General features: G+C 53.1%; 17 protein-coding genes. 15 read left to right on the forward strand and 2 right to left on the reverse strand.

Annotated elements, in window-relative coordinates; genetic code table 11:
* Window positions 1-155: 155 nt before the first annotated feature.
* The 15 genes from ACZ41M_RS09665 (at window position 156) to ACZ41M_RS09735 (ending at window position 17,009) form a co-directional block, all read left to right on the forward strand.
* Complete coding sequence (locus tag ACZ41M_RS09665; protein ID WP_464731364.1) at window positions 156-1,286, forward strand: porin; 1,131 nt, start codon at window positions 156-158, stop codon at window positions 1,284-1,286.
* A 330-nt stretch (window positions 1,287-1,616) separates the two neighbouring features.
* Window positions 1,617-2,804, forward strand: a complete 1,188-nt coding sequence (locus tag ACZ41M_RS09670) for a porin (RefSeq protein ID WP_464731363.1) — start codon at window positions 1,617-1,619, stop codon at window positions 2,802-2,804.
* A 234-nt stretch (window positions 2,805-3,038) separates the two neighbouring features.
* Window positions 3,039-3,422 (forward strand): protein tyrosine phosphatase family protein, encoded by a 384-nt coding sequence (locus ACZ41M_RS09675; RefSeq protein ID WP_464731362.1) that lies wholly within the window; start codon window positions 3,039-3,041, stop codon window positions 3,420-3,422.
* Window positions 3,423-3,515: 93 nt separating this feature from the next.
* Window positions 3,516-4,310, forward strand: a complete 795-nt coding sequence (locus tag ACZ41M_RS09680) for a lysophospholipid acyltransferase family protein (protein WP_464731361.1) — start codon at window positions 3,516-3,518, stop codon at window positions 4,308-4,310.
* 272 nt (window positions 4,311-4,582) lie between these two features.
* Entirely contained in the window at window positions 4,583-5,197 is a 615-nt protein-coding gene (locus tag ACZ41M_RS09685) for a TetR/AcrR family transcriptional regulator (protein ID WP_464731360.1), read from the forward strand.
* A gap of 60 nt (window positions 5,198-5,257) precedes the next feature.
* The gene (locus tag ACZ41M_RS09690; protein WP_464731359.1) at window positions 5,258-7,039 is read left to right on the forward strand and encodes an acyl-CoA dehydrogenase C-terminal domain-containing protein; all 1,782 of its coding nucleotides are present in this window, start codon (window positions 5,258-5,260) and stop codon (window positions 7,037-7,039) included.
* A gap of 212 nt (window positions 7,040-7,251) precedes the next feature.
* Window positions 7,252-7,671: a DUF2147 domain-containing protein gene (locus ACZ41M_RS09695; protein WP_464731358.1), complete on the forward strand. Its 420-nt coding sequence runs from the start codon at window positions 7,252-7,254 to the stop codon at window positions 7,669-7,671.
* Window positions 7,672-7,797: 126 nt separating this feature from the next.
* The gene (locus ACZ41M_RS09700; RefSeq protein ID WP_464731357.1) at window positions 7,798-10,191 is read left to right on the forward strand and encodes a 3-hydroxyacyl-CoA dehydrogenase/enoyl-CoA hydratase family protein; all 2,394 of its coding nucleotides are present in this window, start codon (window positions 7,798-7,800) and stop codon (window positions 10,189-10,191) included.
* Between the two features lie 112 nt (window positions 10,192-10,303).
* Window positions 10,304-11,500 (forward strand): acetyl-CoA C-acyltransferase, encoded by a 1,197-nt coding sequence (locus tag ACZ41M_RS09705; RefSeq protein ID WP_464731356.1) that lies wholly within the window; start codon window positions 10,304-10,306, stop codon window positions 11,498-11,500.
* Between the two features lie 175 nt (window positions 11,501-11,675).
* Window positions 11,676-12,062, forward strand: a complete 387-nt coding sequence (locus ACZ41M_RS09710) for an MAPEG family protein (RefSeq protein ID WP_464731355.1) — start codon at window positions 11,676-11,678, stop codon at window positions 12,060-12,062.
* 13 nt (window positions 12,063-12,075) lie between these two features.
* On the forward strand, window positions 12,076-12,924 hold the full coding sequence (locus ACZ41M_RS09715; protein ID WP_464731354.1) for an alpha/beta hydrolase family protein: 849 nt from the start codon (window positions 12,076-12,078) through the stop codon (window positions 12,922-12,924).
* A 47-nt stretch (window positions 12,925-12,971) separates the two neighbouring features.
* Window positions 12,972-13,727: an enoyl-CoA hydratase gene (locus ACZ41M_RS09720; protein WP_464731353.1), complete on the forward strand. Its 756-nt coding sequence runs from the start codon at window positions 12,972-12,974 to the stop codon at window positions 13,725-13,727.
* Between the two features lie 502 nt (window positions 13,728-14,229).
* Entirely contained in the window at window positions 14,230-15,444 is a 1,215-nt protein-coding gene (gene metX, locus ACZ41M_RS09725) for a homoserine O-succinyltransferase MetX (RefSeq protein ID WP_464732158.1), read from the forward strand.
* Window position 15,445: 1 nt separating this feature from the next.
* Window positions 15,446-16,105 (forward strand): methionine biosynthesis protein MetW, encoded by a 660-nt coding sequence (gene metW, locus ACZ41M_RS09730; RefSeq protein WP_464731352.1) that lies wholly within the window; start codon window positions 15,446-15,448, stop codon window positions 16,103-16,105.
* 7 nt (window positions 16,106-16,112) lie between these two features.
* Window positions 16,113-17,009, forward strand: a complete 897-nt coding sequence (locus ACZ41M_RS09735) for a DUF2272 domain-containing protein (protein ID WP_464731351.1) — start codon at window positions 16,113-16,115, stop codon at window positions 17,007-17,009.
* A gap of 2 nt (window positions 17,010-17,011) precedes the next feature.
* Here ACZ41M_RS09735 and ACZ41M_RS09740 read toward each other — a convergent pair whose 3' ends face one another.
* Window positions 17,012-17,998 (reverse strand): hypothetical protein, encoded by a 987-nt coding sequence (locus ACZ41M_RS09740; protein WP_464731350.1) that lies wholly within the window; start codon window positions 17,996-17,998, stop codon window positions 17,012-17,014.
* Window positions 17,991-18,974 carry an RluA family pseudouridine synthase gene (locus tag ACZ41M_RS09745; RefSeq protein WP_464731349.1) on the reverse strand — a complete coding sequence of 328 codons (984 nt, stop codon included), beginning with the start codon at window positions 18,972-18,974 and terminating at the stop codon, window positions 17,991-17,993. Before ACZ41M_RS09745 ends, ACZ41M_RS09740 begins: the two co-directional genes overlap by 8 nt.
* Window positions 18,975-19,165 lie beyond the last annotated feature (191 nt).

A 19,165-nucleotide genomic window follows, 5' to 3' on the forward strand; every position in this document is an offset into this window, starting at 1 on the left:
AAAAGGCATGTAAAGGTAGACAAAAAAGTGCGTCAATAAGACAATGGAATCGTCGGAATGGGAACGAAGTCGCATTTCGCAAGTGCTTCGAAAGGAGCCGTTGGGATTGATAAGAAATCTCAATTTTTAAGTTTGACTTTTAAGAGGATAAACAAATGAAAAAGACTTTAGTTGCATTGGCTGTATTGGGTTCATTCGCGGGTGTGGCTTCTGCTGCGACCAGCGTTACTTTGTACGGTACTGTAGATGCGGGTTATGAAGGTTGGAGCTATGGTAAAGATTTCTCATCTTTTAACAATACCTTTGTTCAAGGTGGTACTTCTGAAGCCAACAGTAAAATCGGCGTAAAAGGCCAAGAAGATTTGGGTAACGGTTTGGCTGCAACTTTCCAATTGGAAGGTGACGTTAATGCTGACGTTGGTAGCGCAGACTTGTTCAATCGCGAATCAACTGTTGGTTTGAAAGGCGCATTCGGTGAAGTGAAGTTTGGTAAATCCAAATCACAAATGGAATTGGCCTTGGGCGGTGTGGTTCCAGGTCGCCGCGTTGCTGACGTAGACTTGTATTCTGTTGCTGCAAAACGTCATAGCAATGGCTTGTTCTACTCTTACGACAATGCTGGTTTTTCTTTTGGTGCTGACGTTACCACCAAAGGTGGCGCATTGGGTAATGGCTATACAGATACAACTACAAATACATACGTAGCGACTGAAGGCGAAAAAGGCCAAAAAGTGGGCTGGGGCGTTCGTGCCGGTTATGCGGGTAACGTCGGTGGCAACGTGACTTTGTTGGCACGAGCTGCTTATCAACGCGATGGGGTTGTGTTATCTAATGATAAACAACAGTACGAAGCCGGTGGCTTGCTGGCTGCTGTAATCCCTTACTCTAACAATGCTCTGACGGTGGGTGTTGCTTACTCTCAAGGTCGCGGCTGGGCAGAAGACTTGGTTACTGCTAAAGCCAATAGCGCCGCTAAAACCTTGGCTGGTCGTGATTCGGATACGGGTCGAGTTTATGCAGACAAAGCTCGCACTTGGTCTGGTGTGATTGCCAGCACGTTTGGTCCGAATGACTCTGCATATCTGAAATACCAACAACGCAAAGGTAAACTGGATGACGGTTCTGTTGCTTACAATGGTAATGTATGGGCAGTTGGTTATGAACACGCTTTGAGCAAGCGTACTTCTGTGTATGCTGATGTTGCCTATGCTACTATCAAACAACCAACCGTTTCTGACAAGGGTACGGCAACAGGTTACAGCGTAGGCTTGTCTCACTCTTTCTAATCTAAGTTTTTGTATAAAACAGACGTTTAGAGAAAAGCGACCTTCGGGTCGCTTTTTTTGTTTTTGCGCGGTTATGCAGCAGTGAATTATTTTTATGATGGCTCTTTTCACTAAATAACAACAAAGTGAAAGAATTTAGTGTGAAATATGTGCTTTTTTGCAACAAATGTAAAAATAGTGTGGACAGAAAAAAGAACACCCGTAATAATTGAGTCATCGAAAAAAGCATGATAATGGACAAATTGGAGACAATATCAGCGTTTCGTGTTTCGCGAATCATACCCAGCGCGGTGCTGGCGTGATAATTAGTAAATATTAATGGAGAGACAAATGAAAAAATCATTGGTGGCTTTGGCCATTTTGGGTTCTTTTGCCGGCGCGGCATCAGCGGCTTCCAGCGTAACTTTGTACGGTCAAGTCGAAGCTGAATACTACGATTTGTTCGGTAAAGGTGAATTTGCAAATGGTGCCACAGCGGATGTAACGGGTTTGACCGCTACTCAAGCGGCAGTTAAGAAAAGTACTTTGGCTACAGCACAAGGGTTGTTGAGCAGCTCTTTGTCACAGAAACCTCGCCGTTCAGACTACATCGGCGTTAAAGGCGAAGAAGATTTGGGTAATGGTGTATCGGCTATTTTCAAATTGGAAGGCAATATTGGTGTTGATGTTGGTTCTGCTGATTTGTTTAATCGTGAAACCACCGTTGGTCTAAAAGGTGCGTTTGGTGAAGTTAAAGTCGGTCGTGCCAAATCTCAAGTTGAATTGACGATGGGTGGTTTGACGGGTGTTCATGGCGTGACTGATGTTGACCTGTACGCTGTTTCTAATGCGCGTCACAGCAATGGTTTGTTCTATGAATACAAGAACTCAGGCTTTACGTTCGGCGCTGACGTGACCACTAAAGGTGGCGCGTTAGGTGATACCAGCGAAGGTACAGATGGCTCCAAAGTGGGCTATGGTGCGCGTTTGGGTTACTATGGTCATGGTTTATTGGCGCGTGTTGCATACCAAAACGATGGCCCTGTTGCTGCCAGCTCTACTGTAGCAGGCAATGCTTTGGCTTTGGGTAAAAAACAGCACGAATGGGCGGGTGTTTTGGCTTATAACTTCTACGAAGGTCAAAAAATTCCTTTGGCAATCGGCGTGTCTTATGCGCAAGGTAAAGGTATGGCCAAAGGTTTCTTCTCTGCTACTGGCTTGAGCACTGCTGATACCGTATACGCTAAAAAAGCAACCACTATTGGCGCGATTGTGCGTACATGGTTTACGCCAAACGATACGGCGTATGTTTTGTTCCAAAAACGTAAATCAACTGCTGAATCGGGTGCCTTGCTAAACAATGCTTGGGCGCTGGGTTTGGGTTATGAGCATAAATTGAGCAAACGTACAGCAGTATCTATTGATACCGTATATTTGAAAGCTAAAAACGTTGGCGTAGCAAGTCCTTACGGTTTTGTTGGTTTCCCGGTTAATGCAAAAGCCTATGGTTACAGCGTGGGCTTGTCTCACAGCTTCTAATCGGTTGACATAGCTTTATGTCACAGTCAAGCGACCTTCGGGTCGCTTTTCTTTTGGCATGATTCAGTTTGAGCATGTTGTTGTGGTTGGTTTTTTTTTTCGGTCTCGGGGCTTTCTGCTTGTTTGGGTTTGTGCGCGGATCGATAGGAAATGCGTGCCTGCGTTGTTTGTTGTAGACAAAAAAGCTACAATCTTGCATTGTTGTTTGGTCGGGTACGTTTTTTTAGGATATTTATGGATTTGGACATAACGGTGCATTCGGCGTTGTTGGGTACGGCGCCGCAGGCGTGTCCTGAGGATATGGCGCAGGTGGCGCAGGCGGGTTTTGCGTCGGTGATGGTGAATCGCCCGGATTTTGAGGGCGGTGCGGATCAGCCAACGGCGCAGGCGGTTGAGGCGGCGGCGCGTGCGCAGGGTTTGCATTTTTATCATTTGCCGTTTTCGGGCGCGGATTTGTCGCCAAGCTTGGCGTTGCAATTCGCGCAGATGTTGGGTGATGCACCGAAGCCGATTTTGTTGTATTGCCGCACAGGGACGCGCTCGACGATGATTGTTCGTATGGCGTTGGAATTGGGGTTTTTGAACCCGGATGATTTGAGTTTCGTGGCGCGCGTTTGATGGGTGTTGGCCGCATGGTGAGTCAAATGGTGCGCGGGTGGCGCATGAGTGGTGTGGTTGCTTGGCTTTTTAACCGTTGATTGAAAATTACGTATGTTCGCTTATTTAATCGCACTTGTGCGTTTGTTGGGTTTTGCTTTGTGGTTGTCGAGCGGTTTGTTTTTGACGGCTTTGGTGTTTCCTTTGATTGGCTGGCCGAGAAAGCGGCGCATCATTCGTCTGTGGTCGCGCTTTTTGTTGCGTACATTGGGCGTGCGTTTGGTAGTGACAACACAGCCGTCTGAGCCGAATTTGCGCGGTGTGATGGTGTCGAATCATTCGTCGTGGGTGGATATTTTTGCGGCCAATTCGGTGCAGGCGGTGCGCTTTATTTCTAAATCAGAGGTGCGCGATTGGCCGGTCTTGGGGCCGTTGGTGACGTTTGCGGGTACTTTGTACGTGGAGCGCGGTAATCGCAGTCGGATTAATCAGACGAATGAGGAGATCCGCGCGGCGGTTGAAGGCGGTGATTTGGTCGGTTTTTATCCGGAGGGGACGACGACTGACGGTACGCATTTGTTGCCGTTTAAAACGAATTTGTTTCAACCGGCGGTGGCGTATGGTATGACGGTGTATCCGGTGGCGGTGATGTATCGTGTGGATGGGGCGCCGACGCAGTTGGCCAGCTATGCGGGCGATACGACGTTTGGACAAAGTTTTATGCAGTTGCTTTTGGCACGTGGGGTTGAGGCGCAGATTGCGTATGGTGCGCCGATTGATGCACGTCAGTTTGCGAATCGTGCGGATTTGGCTTTGGCAGCGCAGGCGTCGATTGCGCAGATGACGGGTTTGTCGGTTGCGACACCGTCTGAGTTGCAGGCAGCGCTTTTGTCTGGGCAGAAGGTTTAAGGGCGTAGCGTAGATTGGTTTGGCTGGCGCTCAGACTGCCCGATGTTTTAAGTGTAAAATGGCTGATATGCTTGGTTTTACGACTTTCGCTGAGTTGAATGGTGTAGTTTTTTGCGGTTGGATTCTTGTGATTTTTGGCAGATTTTTCTGTATATAGTGAAATCGCAGTAATTTTTTTGTAAATTTATTTAAAAAATGTTCGCTGGGCTATTGACAAGACTATGTGGATTGTTGAAAATAGTACGAGCGTTCGATTTTTGTTGGGAATGATGATGACAAAAGAGCGGGCTCATGTACGCAAAGGGGATTTGACCCGAGCGGCAATTTTGGATGTGGCTTTGGACGTGGCGTCGAGAGATGGTCTAGAGGGTGTGACCATCGGTATCTTGGCCGATCGTTTGGATATGAGTAAGAGTGGTGTATTTTCGCATTTCGGTTCGCGCGATGAGCTGCTGATTGAGGTGCTGAAGGAATACGAAACGCGCTTTCTCGCGGATATTCTCAAGCCTGCATTGGCTTTGCCTCGGGGGTTGGAGCGCTTGCGTGCTATTTTGCACAATTGGTTCAATAAATTGGGGCAGGAAACAGAGCACGGTTGTTTGTACATTTCCGGCGCTGTGGAATACGATGACCGGCCGGGTGTGGTTCGGGACGAATTGGTGGGTTTGATGACGGCTTGGGAAGAGCAACTGCGTCGAGCGATTCGTTACTGTATCGATTCGGGCGAGTTTCGTGAGGACACGCCGATTGATTTGATGATTTTTGAGTTGTACGGTTTGACCTTGGGTTTTCACCAAAGCGTCCGTTTGATGAAGCGCACAAACGGTATGGATATGGTCAAGCAGGTGTTAGAGCGCATTTTGAAGCAGTATCTACGCACAACATGATGGTACGCCTCCCATGGTGTGCGGATTTGAGTTCAGTCCCTTCTTTTATCAGGAGATATCATGGGAAGCTATGTACCACCACTACGTGACATTCAGTTTGTCATGCACGAGTTGCTCAACACAGAAGCAACATTACAACAATTGCCTGCACATGCCGAATTGGACGTTGACACCATCAACGCGATTGTCGAGGAAGCCGGTAAATTCTCGTCACAAGTTATTTTCCCGTTGAACCACACGGGCGACCAAGAGGGTTGCACGCTGAATGGCTCGGTTGTGACCACGCCAAAAGGCTACAAAGAAGCGTATAAGCAATACATCGACGCGGGCTGGCCTGCGCTCTCATGCGATCCTGAATACGGCGGTCAAGGTTTGCCGATCTCCGTGAACAATGCGCTGTACGAAACATTGAACTCCGCCAACTTGGCGTGGACCATGTACCCGGGCTTGAGTCACGGCGCGTACGAATGTTTGCACGCACACGGCTCGGATGAATTGAAAGCCGCGTACTTGCCAAAATTGGTGTCGGGCGAATGGACCGGCACGATGTGTTTGACCGAACCGCACTGCGGTACCGACCTCGGTATTTTGCGCACCAAAGCGGTTCCGAACGCCGACGGCTCCTACGCCATCACCGGCACCAAAATCTTCATCTCCAGCGGTGAACACGACATGGCGGACAACATCATCCATCTCGTGTTGGCTCGCTTGCCGGAAGCGCCAAAAGGCACCAAAGGCATTTCCCTGTTCATCGTACCGAAATTCCTGCCAAACGCAGACGGCTCGCTCGGCGCGCGCAATCCAGTGTCTTGCGGCGCATTGGAACACAAAATGGGCATTCACTCGAACGCCACTGCAGTGATCAACCTCGACGGCGCGACCGGCTGGTTGGTGGGCGAACCGAACAAAGGTTTGCAAGCCATGTTCGTGATGATGAACGCAGCGCGTCTGGGTGTGGGTATGCAAGGCCTCGGCTTGACCGAAATCTCCTACCAAAATGCCCGCACTTACGCCAAAGAGCGTTTGCAAATGCGTGCGTTGACCGGTGCGAAAAACCCTGAAAAAGAAGCCGATCCGATCATCGTGCATCCGGACGTGCGTCGCATGTTGTTGACCCAGCGTGCGTATGCTGAAGGCGCGCGTGCGTTCACCTACTGGATCGCTTTGGAAATCGACAAAGAGTTGTCGCATCCGGACGAAGCAGTGCGTCAGGCGGCTGCGGACAACGTTGCGCTGTTGACCCCGATCATCAAAGCATTTTTGACCGACAACGCGTTTGAATGTACCAACCACGGCGTGCAAATATTCGGCGGCCACGGCTTCATCGCCGAAAACGGCATGGAACAATACGTACGCGACGCACGCATCACCCAGCTGTACGAAGGCACCAACGGCGTACAAGCGCTGGACTTGCTCGGTCGTAAAGTATTGGGCGACATGGGCGCGAAATTGCGTGCCTTCGGCGCCATCGTGCAAAAATTCGTCGAAGACAACGGCGTTGATCCGAAAATGCAAGAATTCATCAACCCATTGGCCGACATTGGCGACAAAGTACAAAAACTGACCATGGAAATCGGTATGAAAGCCATGCAGAACCAAGACGAAGTTGGCGCGGCTTCTGTGCCGTACCAACGCGTGGTTGGCCACATGGTGTTCTCGTATTTCTGGGCACGCATGGCGAAAATCGCCTTGGAAAAGCAAGAGCAAGACGATTTCTACAAAGCGAAATTGGCAACAGCGCGTTTCTACTTTGCCAAGCTCCTGCCAGAAACCGCCGGTTACATCCGCCAAGCACGTGCGGGCGTGGCCTGCTTGCAAGAAATGCAAGACGACTGGTTCTAATCAAACCATCGCTTCCGCCTGAGTGGATTCGTGTGCGTCGGTTGATGAATAAATAGTTTATTCGTCAACCGAACGTACGTTAGAATAGTTAATGTGCATCGTGTGATAACCAACTCACGTTCACACTCATGCTGAGGCGGTCATTGATTGACTGGTTTTATAGGTTTTAAATAGGGCAACAGCCCAAAACATCCACACAAGGAGACTGAAAAATGAAAGTACTGAACAAAATCGCATTGGGTTTGGTTGGTTTGGCCGTATCAGGTATTGCCATGGCCGATCCGACTGGCGTATGGCGCACCATCGACGACCAAACCGGTCAAGCCAAATCATTGGTGAAAATCACCAATGAAGGCGGCAAATACGTCGGTCGTATCCAACAAGTATTCGGCGGCAACGTATGTGACAAGTGCGAAGGCAGCTACAAGGGTAAAAACTTATCAGGCGTGACCGTATTGTGGGGCGTCAGCTCCGAAGGTGGTAACAAATACGGCGGCGGTACCATCATGGATCCAAAAAATGACAAGCGTTACAAAGTGTCATTGACCGACAATGGCAATTCTATGACCGTGCGCGGCTACGTGGGTATCAGCGCATTGGGTCGCAACCAAACTTGGCAACGTGTACAATAATTTGACACATTTCTAAGTCATTATGAGGGTGGTAACGGTACAGCATGCCGTTACCTCTTTTCACACCACGGTCGTGTTTTTTTAAACAAAAATCGCACGCCCGTTCGATAAAAAAAAGGGTAGAACGTGAGTAACTTAATCATCCGTAAAGTCGCCGTTCTCGGCGCGGGCGTGATGGGTGCGCAAATTGCCGCGCACTTGGTCAATGCCAAAGTTCCAGTGATCTTGTTTGACTTGCCAGCCAAAGAAGGCGCTAAAAACGGCATCGTTGAAAAGGCATTGGCGAATCTGAAAAAACTCAGCCCGGCACCGTTTGGCAACGCAGCGGACGCAGCATACGTCGAAGCGGCCAACTACGAAACCGATTTGAACAAAATCAGCGAATGTGATTTGGTGATCGAAGCGATCGCTGAGCGCATGGACTGGAAACACGATTTATATGCGAAAGTGGCACCGCACCTCGCGCCGCACGCCATTTTTGCCTCCAACACCTCCGGCCTGTCGATCAACGAATTGGCCAAAGGTTTTGACGACGAACTGAAAAAACGCTTCTGCGGCGTGCATTTCTTCAATCCACCGCGCTACATGCACTTGGTCGAATTGATTCCGACCGCGCACACCGAAGCCGCGACGATGGACAACCTCGAATCCTTTGCCACCACCACCTTGGGTAAAGGTGTGGTTCGTGCGAAAGACACCCCGAACTTCATCGCCAACCGCGTGGGCGTATTCTCGATCTTGGCCGTGATGGCCGAGGCGCAAAAATACGGTTTGGGCTTTGACCTCGTGGACGATTTGACCGGTTCGAAACTGGGTCGTGCGAAATCAGCGACCTTCCGTACCGCCGACGTGGTCGGTTTGGACACCATGGCGCACGTCATCAAAACCATGGAAGACAACCTCAAAGACGATCCGTTTGCGGCCAACTACCCTGTGCCGCCGGTGTTGAAAGTCTTGGTTGAAAAAGGTGCTTTGGGTCAAAAATCCGGCGCAGGTTTCTACCGCAAAGAAGGTAAAGAAATCAAAGTTTTGGATGCAGCCAAAGGCGAATACGTGGCCGGTGGCACGAAAGCCGACGAATTGGTCGCGCGCATTCTGAAAAAACCAGCGGCAGAGCGCTTCAAACTGTTGCGCGAAACCGATCATCCGCAAGCGCAATTCCTGTGGTCGATCTTCCGTGACGTATTCCACTACATCGCCGTGCATTTGGAAAGCATTGCTGACAACGCACGCGACGTCGATTTCGCCGTTCGTTGGGGCTTTGGCTGGAACGAAGGTCCGTTCGAAACGTGGCAAGCCGCCGGTTGGAAAGAAATCGCTGGCTGGATCGCCGAAGACATCGCTGCGGGCAAAACCTTGTCCAGCGCACCATTGCCAGCTTGGGTGAACGAGATTGACGCCGTACACACACCGGCCGGCTCGTACTCACCTGCGAAAAAAGCCTTCGTGCCGCGCAGCAACTTGGCGGTTTACCAACGTCAAGCGTTCCCAGCGTTCTTGTTGGGCGAAAACGCGGCGGATCCGAAAACAGCAGGCAACACCGTATTTGAAAACGACGCCATCCGTTTGTGGGATCAGGGCGACGACGTACTGATCGCCTCGTTCAAAACCAAAATGAACACCATCGGTCCAGAGGTTTTGGACGGCTTGGTACAAGCGATTGAATTGGCTGAGCAAAAATACGCGGGCTTGGTGATCTGGCAAACCGGTTCATTGACCGGCGGCCCGTTCTCTGCGGGCGCGGATTTGCAAGCGGCCATGCCATTGTTCATGAAAGGCGGCGCGAAAGCGGTTGAGCCGTTCGTGAAGAAATTCCAAGACACCGCGATGCGCGTGAAATACGCACAAGTGCCTGTGGTCGCCGCAGTGGCGGGCTTGGCTCTGGGCGGCGGTTGCGAGACCTTGATGCACTGCGCACACCGCGTGGCGCACCTCGAATCGTACATCGGCTTGGTTGAATTGGGCGTGGGCTTGGTGCCTGCGGGTGGCGGCTTGAAAGAAGCGGCTCTGCGCGCATCGAATGCAGCGGCGACCTACGGCTACAGCAACCTGACCGAATTCGTCAAACCGTGGTTCCAAAACGTGGCGATGGCCAACGTGGCGAAATCCGCACGCGACGCGCAAAGCATCGGTTATCTGTTGCCAACCGACACCATCGTGTTCAACATCCACGAATTGCTGTTTGTGGCGAAATCGCAAGCGCGCGCATTGGCGAACGCAGGCTATCGCCCACCATTGGCGGCAGCTAACATCACGGCGGCAGGTCCTTCGGTGAAAGCGACTTTGCAATCGATGATCGTGAACATGCGCGACGGCGGCTACATTTCGGCGTACGACGGCGAATTGGCCACCCGCGTGGCGAGCATTCTGTCGGCAGGCGGTGTGGAAGCGGGCACTTTGGTGGACGAAGCATGGTTGCTCAAACTCGAGCGCGACAATTTCATCGAAGCGCTGGGCAAACCGAAAACCCAAGAACGCATCATGGGTATGCTCTCAACCGGTAAGCCTGTTCGTAACTAATGTGCAAGGAATGCACAAGGAATGAACCCGTCGTGTGGGCAAAAGCGATTTTGCCCACGCCAATCGCTGAATAATCAAGCGGTGTGTACAAAACACCGTTTAGGAGTAAAAAATGACTCAATTGCAAGAAGCATACATTGTCGCCGCGACGCGCACCCCAGTGGGTAAAGCACCGCGTGGCGTATTTAAAAACACCCGTCCGGACGATTTGTTGGTACACGCGATTCAAGGCGCTTTGGCGCAAGTGCCAACCCTTGATCCGAAACTGATCGAAGACGCCATCGTCGGCTGTGCGATTCCGCAAGGGCCGCAAGGTTTGAACATGGCGCGTATGAGCGTGCTGTTTGCCGGTTTGCCACAATCAGTCGGCGGCGTGACCGTGAACCGCTACTGCGCATCCGGTATCACGGCCGTGGCCATGGCTGCGGATCGCATTCGCACCGGTCAAGCCGACGTGATGATCGCTGCGGGCGCGGAATCCATGAGCATGGTTCCGATGAACGCGATTTTGACCGACATGAATCCGGCGATTTTTGAAAAAGACGAAAACCTCGGTATCGCCTACGGTATGGGTTTGACGGCTGAGAAAGTTGCGGAACAATGGAACGTCTCTCGCGAAGACCAAGACGCATTCTCGGTGGAATCACACCGCCGTGCCTTGGCCGCGCAAGCCGCAGGCTATTTCGACGCAGAAATCACGCCGGTCACCGTGCGCGACACCTATGTCGATTTGGCGACACAAGAGTTGAAAACCAAAGAATTCGTGGTGAGCAAAGACGAAGGTCCGCGCGAAGGCACGACGATGGAAGGTTTGGCGAAACTCAAACCCGTATTCGCGGCCAAAGGCAGCGTGACTGCGGGCAGCAGCTCACAGATGTCGGACGGCGCGGCGGCATTGATCTTGGTCTCCGAGCGTTTCTTGAAAGAGCACAACCTGACGCCAATCGGTCGTTTCGTATCGTTCGCCGTGCGCGGTGTTGATCCGAAAATCATGGGTATCGGTCCGAAAGAAGCCATTCCTGCGGCATTGAAAGTCGCTGGTTTGACGCTGAACGACATGGACTGGATCGAGTTGAACGAAGCATTCGCAGCGCAAGCATTGGCCGTGATGCGTGATCTGAACTTGGATCCGGCGAAAGTCAATCCGTGGGGCGGTGCGATTGCTCTGGGTCACCCATTGGGTGCGACTGGTGCGATTCGCTCGGCCACCGTGTTGAATGGCTTGAAACAATCCGGCGGTAAATACGGTATGGTGACCATGTGTATCGGTACGGGCATGGGCGCGGCCGGTATTTTGGAACGTCTGTAGTTGTAATGAAGCACAAAGTAAAACCTTACTTTGTGCTGGTTTAGACAGCCTCCTCATTGATGCGGCTTGGCGTAAATAACGCTGTCGCATCATCTTGATGCCCCTCTTGTCACATAGAGGGGTTTTTTATCGTGAATGCTCGCGAGATGTCGGTGTTCATGCCGAAAGGATTGTCATGTTATTTGCACATTGGATGTTGTTGGTCGCGACGCTGTTGCCCTTGGTGGCGACTAGCGTGGCCAAACTCAAGGGCGGACGCTATAACAACCACGCGCCGCGCGAGTTTTTAGCGCAACTGCCGGAGCGCTCGATGGCCAAACGCATGGCGTGGGCGCAGGAAAACAGTTGGGAAGCGTTGATGATGTTCGCACCGGCGGTCTTATTAGCCACTGTGCGCGGCGTACCGGCGAGTAGTTTGAATCTGCTCGCAGGCGTATTCATCCTCGCGCGCATTGCTTATCTATGGTGCTATGCCAAAGACTGGGCGACGGCGCGTTCGTTGGTGTGGCTTGTCGGCGTATTGGCGGTGGTCGGCCTCTATCTTGCTTCGGCATGGGTGTGAGTGGGAATGCGCCATGAGTGAAGCCATTGAAATCCTACGGTCGGTAAAAAACCATGCGCTGGCGTTGACCACCTACGCGCCTCAGGCTACGCCACGCGGCGTGGTGTTGATCGCGCCGGCGATGGGTGTGCCGCAGCGCTACTATGGTTCATTTGCCGCGTGGCTGGCGCAACAAGGCTTTGTTGCGGTGACGTTCGACTACTCGGGCATGGGTGAGTCGCTCAAGGCCAGTCAGGTACCGCTCAAGCAGATTGATGTGACTATTTACGATTGGGGCGCTGAGGCCGCATTGATCGTGGATACGTTCAAGCAACGTTATCCCGAGTTACCGCTGTATTGGGTCGGGCACAGTTTGGGCGGTCAACTCATCAGCATGGTTGACCACGCCGCCTTGCGCAAAGCCATCACTGTCGGTACGGGCAGCGGCTATTGGAAGGAAAATTCGCCCGAATTGCGGCGACGCGTCCCGTTGTTTTGGTATGTGTTTGTGCCGTTGCTCACGCCATTGTTCGGCTATTTTCCCGGCAAACGGTTGAACATGGTCGGCGATTTGCCCAAAGGCGTGATCATGCAATGGCGGCGCTGGTGTCTGCATCCCGACTACATTGCCAGTGCGGGTGAGGCCATACGCGCCCAGTATGCCGCCGTGCGCACGCCGATAACCTCGTTCTCCTTCACCGATGACGACTACATGTCCGCGCGCAACACCGAGCATATTCACAGCCTGTACACCCATGCGCCGAAAAAGATGCAGCGCATCGCGCCTGCCGAGATTGGCGTGCGCGAGATTCGGCATTTCGGCTTTTTCAAAGCGCGTTTTCAAGACACGCTTTGGCAAAAACTCTTGAATGAATTAAACTAAACGCCGTGACGCATTCAAATCCACGCCACGCACATGAAAGGATCAGCATGAGCATCATCAGCCACATTGACGGACACGTTGCCGCGCTACAAATCAACCGCCCTGAAACCAAAAACGCCCTGACGCTGGAAATGTATCGCCATATGGCCGATGCGCTCAACGCCCACGCGGCAGATGACGCAGTGCGCGTCGTGGTGATTCACGGTCAACCGGAGATGTTCTGCGCGGGCAACGATCTGCACGATTTTCTCAACAGCCCGCCGGATTTGGCCAACAGCCCTGTGGTGGATTTTTTATACGCCTTGCGTGATTTCCCTAAACCGCTGATCATGGCCGTCAATGGCGTCGCGGTCGGTATCGGCGTGACCATGTTGCTTCACGCCGATTTCGTCGTGGTCGGTGACAGCGCGCGCCTGCAACTGCCGTTTATCAACCTCGCGCTGTGTCCCGAAGGCAGCTCCAGCTTGACCTTGGTGCAAAACGCCGGTTACCTCAAAGCCGCCGAAAAACTCATGTTCGGCGAATTTTTCACCGCCGAAGAAGCCGTGCAAATCGGCGTGGCGACACACATCATGCCAGCCAAAGAAGTTGACTCCTACGCCTTCCACCGTGCGAAACAACTCGCTGAGAAAAGCCCGCAAGCCCTGCGCGAAACCAAGCGCTTGCTCAAAGCTCACAATGCCGACTTGCTGCGTCAGGTGATGGACGAGGAAATCGTTGCCTTTTCACGGCTGATGGGCGGTGCGCACGCGCGCGAAGCGATGACAGCGTTTTTTGAAAAGCGCAAACCCATTTTTGAATAAAATGGGTTTGCGCTTTCGGTGAAGGCTAACGTGTTGCGAAGCACACGTTAAGCGCAGCGGCCGAAACCAAAATATGCAGATTCCCCATTTTTGAATAAAAAGGGCTTGCGCTTTTGGTGAAGGCTAAGGTGTTGCGTCAGCACACGTTAAGCGCAGCGGCCGAAACCAAAATATGCAGATTCCCCATTTTTGAATAAAAAGGGTTTGGCTTTCGGTGAAGGCTAAGGTGTTGCGTCAGCACACGTTAAGCGCAGCGCCCAAAGCCAAAATAGTCCGGTGTTTGAAATCAACGGTTTGCAAGCCAACCCGCCTTGTGGTACATTGTCACCCACTGAGAACAGTTCAGTAGTTCACCACGCGCCGATTTGGATTCTGCTTGCGGGCGCGGTTGGGGGAGTAAAATCTTCCAACCAAAACGGCTAAACGAAACACAACCCAAGTGGCGTTTGGCAGTTTTCACTGAATTGACCAAACCGACTTGGGGTTTTTTATGAGCAAAACGATGAGTGATGCACACACCAGCCAGATCAATACGAACGACGGTGTTTTGAAGCCAACACCGCAAACCATGCACTTTGGCGAGCCATTGCGCTTGCAAAGCGGCGCGTCTCTGCGCGATTACACGTTGATGTACGAAACCTACGGCACGCTGAACGCGGCACGCGATAACGCGGTGCTGATTTGCCACGCGCTCAATGCCTCGCACCACGTCGCGGGTGTGTATGACAATGGCGACGCGGGGTGGTGGGACAATATGGTGGGGCCGGGCAAGCCGGTGGATACCAATCGGTTTTTCGTGGTCGGGGTGAATAACCTCGGTTCGTGCTTTGGCTCCACCGGCCCGATGCACACCAATCCCGATACCGGTAAACCGTATGGCGCGGATTTTCCCGTGGTGACGGTCGAGGACTGGGTTGATGCGCAAAAACGGCTGATGCACGGGCTGGGCATTGCACAGTGGGCGGCGGTGATGGGCGGCTCGCTCGGCGGCATGCAGGCGATGGCGTGGAGCGTGCGCTATCCCGAGTGTTTGCGCCACTGCGTGGTGATCGCGTCAAGCACACGCTTGTCGGCGCAGAATATTGCGTTTAACGATGTGGCGCGGCAGGCGATTTTGACCGACCCGGATTTTCACGGCGGGCATTTTTACGAACACGGCGTCGTCCCGCGTAACGGCTTGCGCGTCGCGCGCATGATCGGCCACATCACCTATTTGTCCGACGACGATATGGCGGAGAAATTCGGCCGTGAATTGCGCCCGCTGGAGCACGCCGCTGATCAGGTGCGTGATTCGTATCGCTTTGACTACGGCGTGGATTTTGAAATCGAATCGTATTTGCATTATCAGGGCGATAAATTTGCCAATTATTTCGATGCCAATACGTATTTATTGATTACCAAGGCTTTGGATTACTTCGATTTGGCGAAAACCAACGGTGCGAAAAATGCCGAGGGTGACTTGAGCTCGGTCTTGCGCACGGCGCAGGCGGATTTTCTCGTGGTTTCGTTTACTACCGACTGGCGCTTTTCGCCCGAGCACAGCCACGATCTGGTGCAGGCGCTGGTGAAAAACCGTCGGCAGGTGACGTATGCCGAAATCGATGCGCCGCACGGACATGATGCATTTTTGATGACCGACGAGCGCTATCACAACGTGGTGCGCGCGTATTTTAAGAATGTGCATACCCTTGCGCACGTCAATGGGGAGGGCGCTTAAGATGGGACAGACCATGCAGCAAACAGTGACGCAAACCACGATACCGGCGGTGGAGCCGTTCAATCCGGCGACGGTGCTCGCGGGCGCGCAACGCCCGGATTTTGAAGTCATCAGCCGCTGGGTTCCCGCAGGCGTGCATGTACTCGATTTGGGCTGCGGCGACGGCACGCTGCTGAGTAAATTGATACGCGAGCGCGGCGTGACCGGCTACGGCATTGAGAAAAACGACACCAATATCGCGACCTGCGTGGCCAAAGGACTGCACGTGTTGCAGCAGGATTTGGAGGCGGGCTTGTCGTGGTTTGGCGACGACAGTTTCGACGTGGTGATTTTGTCGCTGACCTTGCAAGCCGTGCACGAAACCGAAAACATCATGCGCGAAATCGTGCGCGTGGGTAAAAAAGCCATCGTTTCCGTGCCGAATTTTGGCTACTGGGAACACCGCCTGTCGGTCTTTCGCGGGCAGATGCCGGTCTCGAAAACCCTGCCGTATGAGTGGTACAACACGCCGAACGTGCGCGTACTCACGCTCAAAGACTTTGAAAAGCTTGCGCATGACCTCGATTGTCGCGTGACGCGCCGCATGGTGCTGCACGATCAGCAAGAAGTGCGCTTTTTGCCCAACCTGCGCGGTAGTTTGGCGATTTTTGAGATGGAATGAGGGCACAATGCGCGCGGCTCGCTGGCTGATCGGACTAAGCGTTTGGGCTTGCGCGAGTTGGGCGCAGGCGCAAGCGTCCTTTTGCAGTACACAAACACCGCAAACCAAGGCTGAATACGCCGCGCAATTGGCCTGCCAAGAGCATCAACTCTGGCGCGAACCGTTCATCAATGCGCAAGGGCAATTGCTCAAATTCGGCCCGATGGAAGCCGAGCGCGATGCGCTGAGCGACGGCACACCTGCGTGGCGGCGTGTGCTGCACTACTGGCAAAACAGCGTCGGGCTGACGGATTTGTTTCGCGGGCAACAGCCGCCCGATTACCCCGAGGTTACACTCAACGAAGCCATCACCCGCGCGCAGATTGTCGATACGCCGTGGTCGGGCGCGTTCGTCAGCTACCTGATGCGCACGGCAGGATTCAGCGAATCCGAATTTCACTTGGCCGACGGGCATATTCGCTACATCAAAGCAGCCTATGCCGCGCAACCCAATGGCGCATTTCATCTGCGCAATCCCTTAAACACACCGTTGCAGGTTGGTGACTTGCTCTGCTATGTGCGCGAAGGGCGCCGCGTATTCGGCCCGGCGGGGTTTGAACAATGGCTGGCCGAGCACGCCACGGATGCGCAATCGCTCAAAATGCATTGCGATGTGCTGGTCGGTGTGCGCAAAAACCGCGCCTATGCCGTTGGCGGCAATGTGGTGCAAGCCGTCACCATGCGCGAAATCAAACTCAATGCGCACGGCGCACTATCCGCGACGCACAGTTTACCGGCGCGTGCCGGCTCGTGGTTGGCCGATACGTTGGGTGAGAACGATGCGCCGTTGTGCGCTTTGAATGCCTTACATCAATGTGACATGAATCGGCAGGACTGGGTGACGCTGCTGCGCTACCGCCCGTAAAATCACGGAGTGATCGGCAGATACTCGATGCGCCATTCGCCGGCACGGATACGCTCGTGGTACTGCATCGGTAGTTCAAACACATCCTTGCCATTATGGGTGCGGCGCAGATAGCTCATCACCACGTCACCACGCGCGTCATAAATACGAACGTGATATTCCGTCGCTGGCGCTGACAGCGTCACCGTAATTTGTTTGGCATTGAATCCGCCCAATGCACTGCCGCCGCTCATGGCGGGGCGCGGCGAATCAATCGGCGTGGCAAACGGTAAATCATGCACCGTATCGTGAACGAGGCAGTAGGGTGCGATTTTCGGCCAAATTACTTCTGCCAAAAAAACCTGGTCCGCGTGCGTCGGATGCAGCTCTACTCGGGTTTTGAGGTGCGCTTCAATCCATTCGGACATTCCCGCCAAAAACGGCGCATGCGCGCCCCACATACCCGCCAGCATCAAATCCAAATGCGAATACCAGTCGCGAAACACATGAAAGGGTTGCGGTGACTCCAGCCAAAGCTGTACCCATTGTGCTTCGCGTGAGCTGATGAGCGAGTCGGCATCGCGAAATTGCACCTTTTCGACGTGCGGCTCGCTTACCGCGTGAAAGCGCCAAAACGTACCCGGCCAGTGAGCAATCCCGAGTTGATGCACATCCAGCACACGAACCCGATAGCGGCGTAAGCGCTCCAACACATGCTCGGGCACGCTGGCATCGTGATACACCCACATTTGCCAACCGGGGTATACCTCGGGCATGGCTTGCGCGTTCAGTATCGCGGTTTCACAATAAATCGGATTGTCGCCAAACAGTGAAAACGATAACACGCGCTGATGAATTGCCGCTTGTGCGCATACCCACGCGGACTCCTGCACCAGCGATTCGCTGCCGAGACGGGCGCTGTCGGCATAACGCTGCTCATGACACGCCTGAATGGCCGCGTTTTTCAGCGTCATTGCGCGTTGAAAATCCTCTAAGATGTTTTTAGCCATGATCTCGGATAAATTCTGTGAATGCCTGCGGAATCGGCGCGCTCAAAGTCAGTATTTCGCCCGTTTGCGGATGGACGAATTTCAGACTGTGGGCGTGCAGGAACATCCGCGTGCCGGTGTTTTTGCCCAACTGTTTGTTCAATTCAAAATCACCGTATTTGTCATCGCCGACAATCGGGTGCTCGATCGACGCACTGTGTACGCGGATTTGGTGCGTGCGGCCGGTGAAAATTTTCACGCGCACGACGGTAAAATCCCCCGCAATTTGCTCAACATTAAACTGCGTGTGCGCGCTTTGGCCTTCGCCTTCGTGCGCGACGACCACGCGGCGTTCACCGTTGGCAGCGACGTATTTGTGCAGCGGCGCTTTGACGTGCGTGACTTTGTCGGTTAATTGGCCTTTTAAAATCGCGTAATAACGCTTATCCATCCGACCATTTCGGATTTGCTCGTGCAGATGCACCAGCGCGCTGCGTTTTTTTGCCAACACCAGCAAGCCGGAGGTTTCCTTGTCCAAACGATGCACGAGTTCGAGGAATTTGAGCTGCGGATAGGCCGCGCGCAGTTGCTCAATCACGCCAAACGACACGCCCGAGCCGCCATGTACCGCCAGCCCAGCGGGTTTATCCACGATCAGCAGCGCGTCATCCTCAAAAATGATGGGCAGTTTGTTTGCGCGGTGCGCGGGTACGACGGCAGGGGTGGATTCGCTCACGCGCACGGGCGGAATGCGCACCACATCGCCGGTTTGCAGTTTGTAATCCACATCAATCCGTCCTTTGTTCACGCGCACTTCGCCTTTGCGTACCACGCGATAGACCCAGGATTTGGGCACGCCTTTGCACACGCGCAGCAGAAAGTTGTCAATCCGCTGCCCGGCTTCGTGTTCGGCCACGGTGTGCAGACGCACGCTGACGGCGGGATTTTGAGTGGCGCGAGGCGGCGCATGGCGTGGTAAATCGGTGGGTTTGCTCATAATGGGGTTAAAAAGACGAAATAAGTCGTTTAAATTCCTTGCGTAAGTGGTTCATTTTGCTATAATTTGCCTGCGCTAATCGCGCCGACAGAGCTTTTATCCAAAAGCGTAACGCCAGTGGGCGCTGAATGGTGCGACGGCACATAGGACTGATGCTGTGGTTCTTACGCAGTTTTTTCAGTCGCGCTGAA

This window comes from Puribacter membranae (assembly GCF_055380425.1).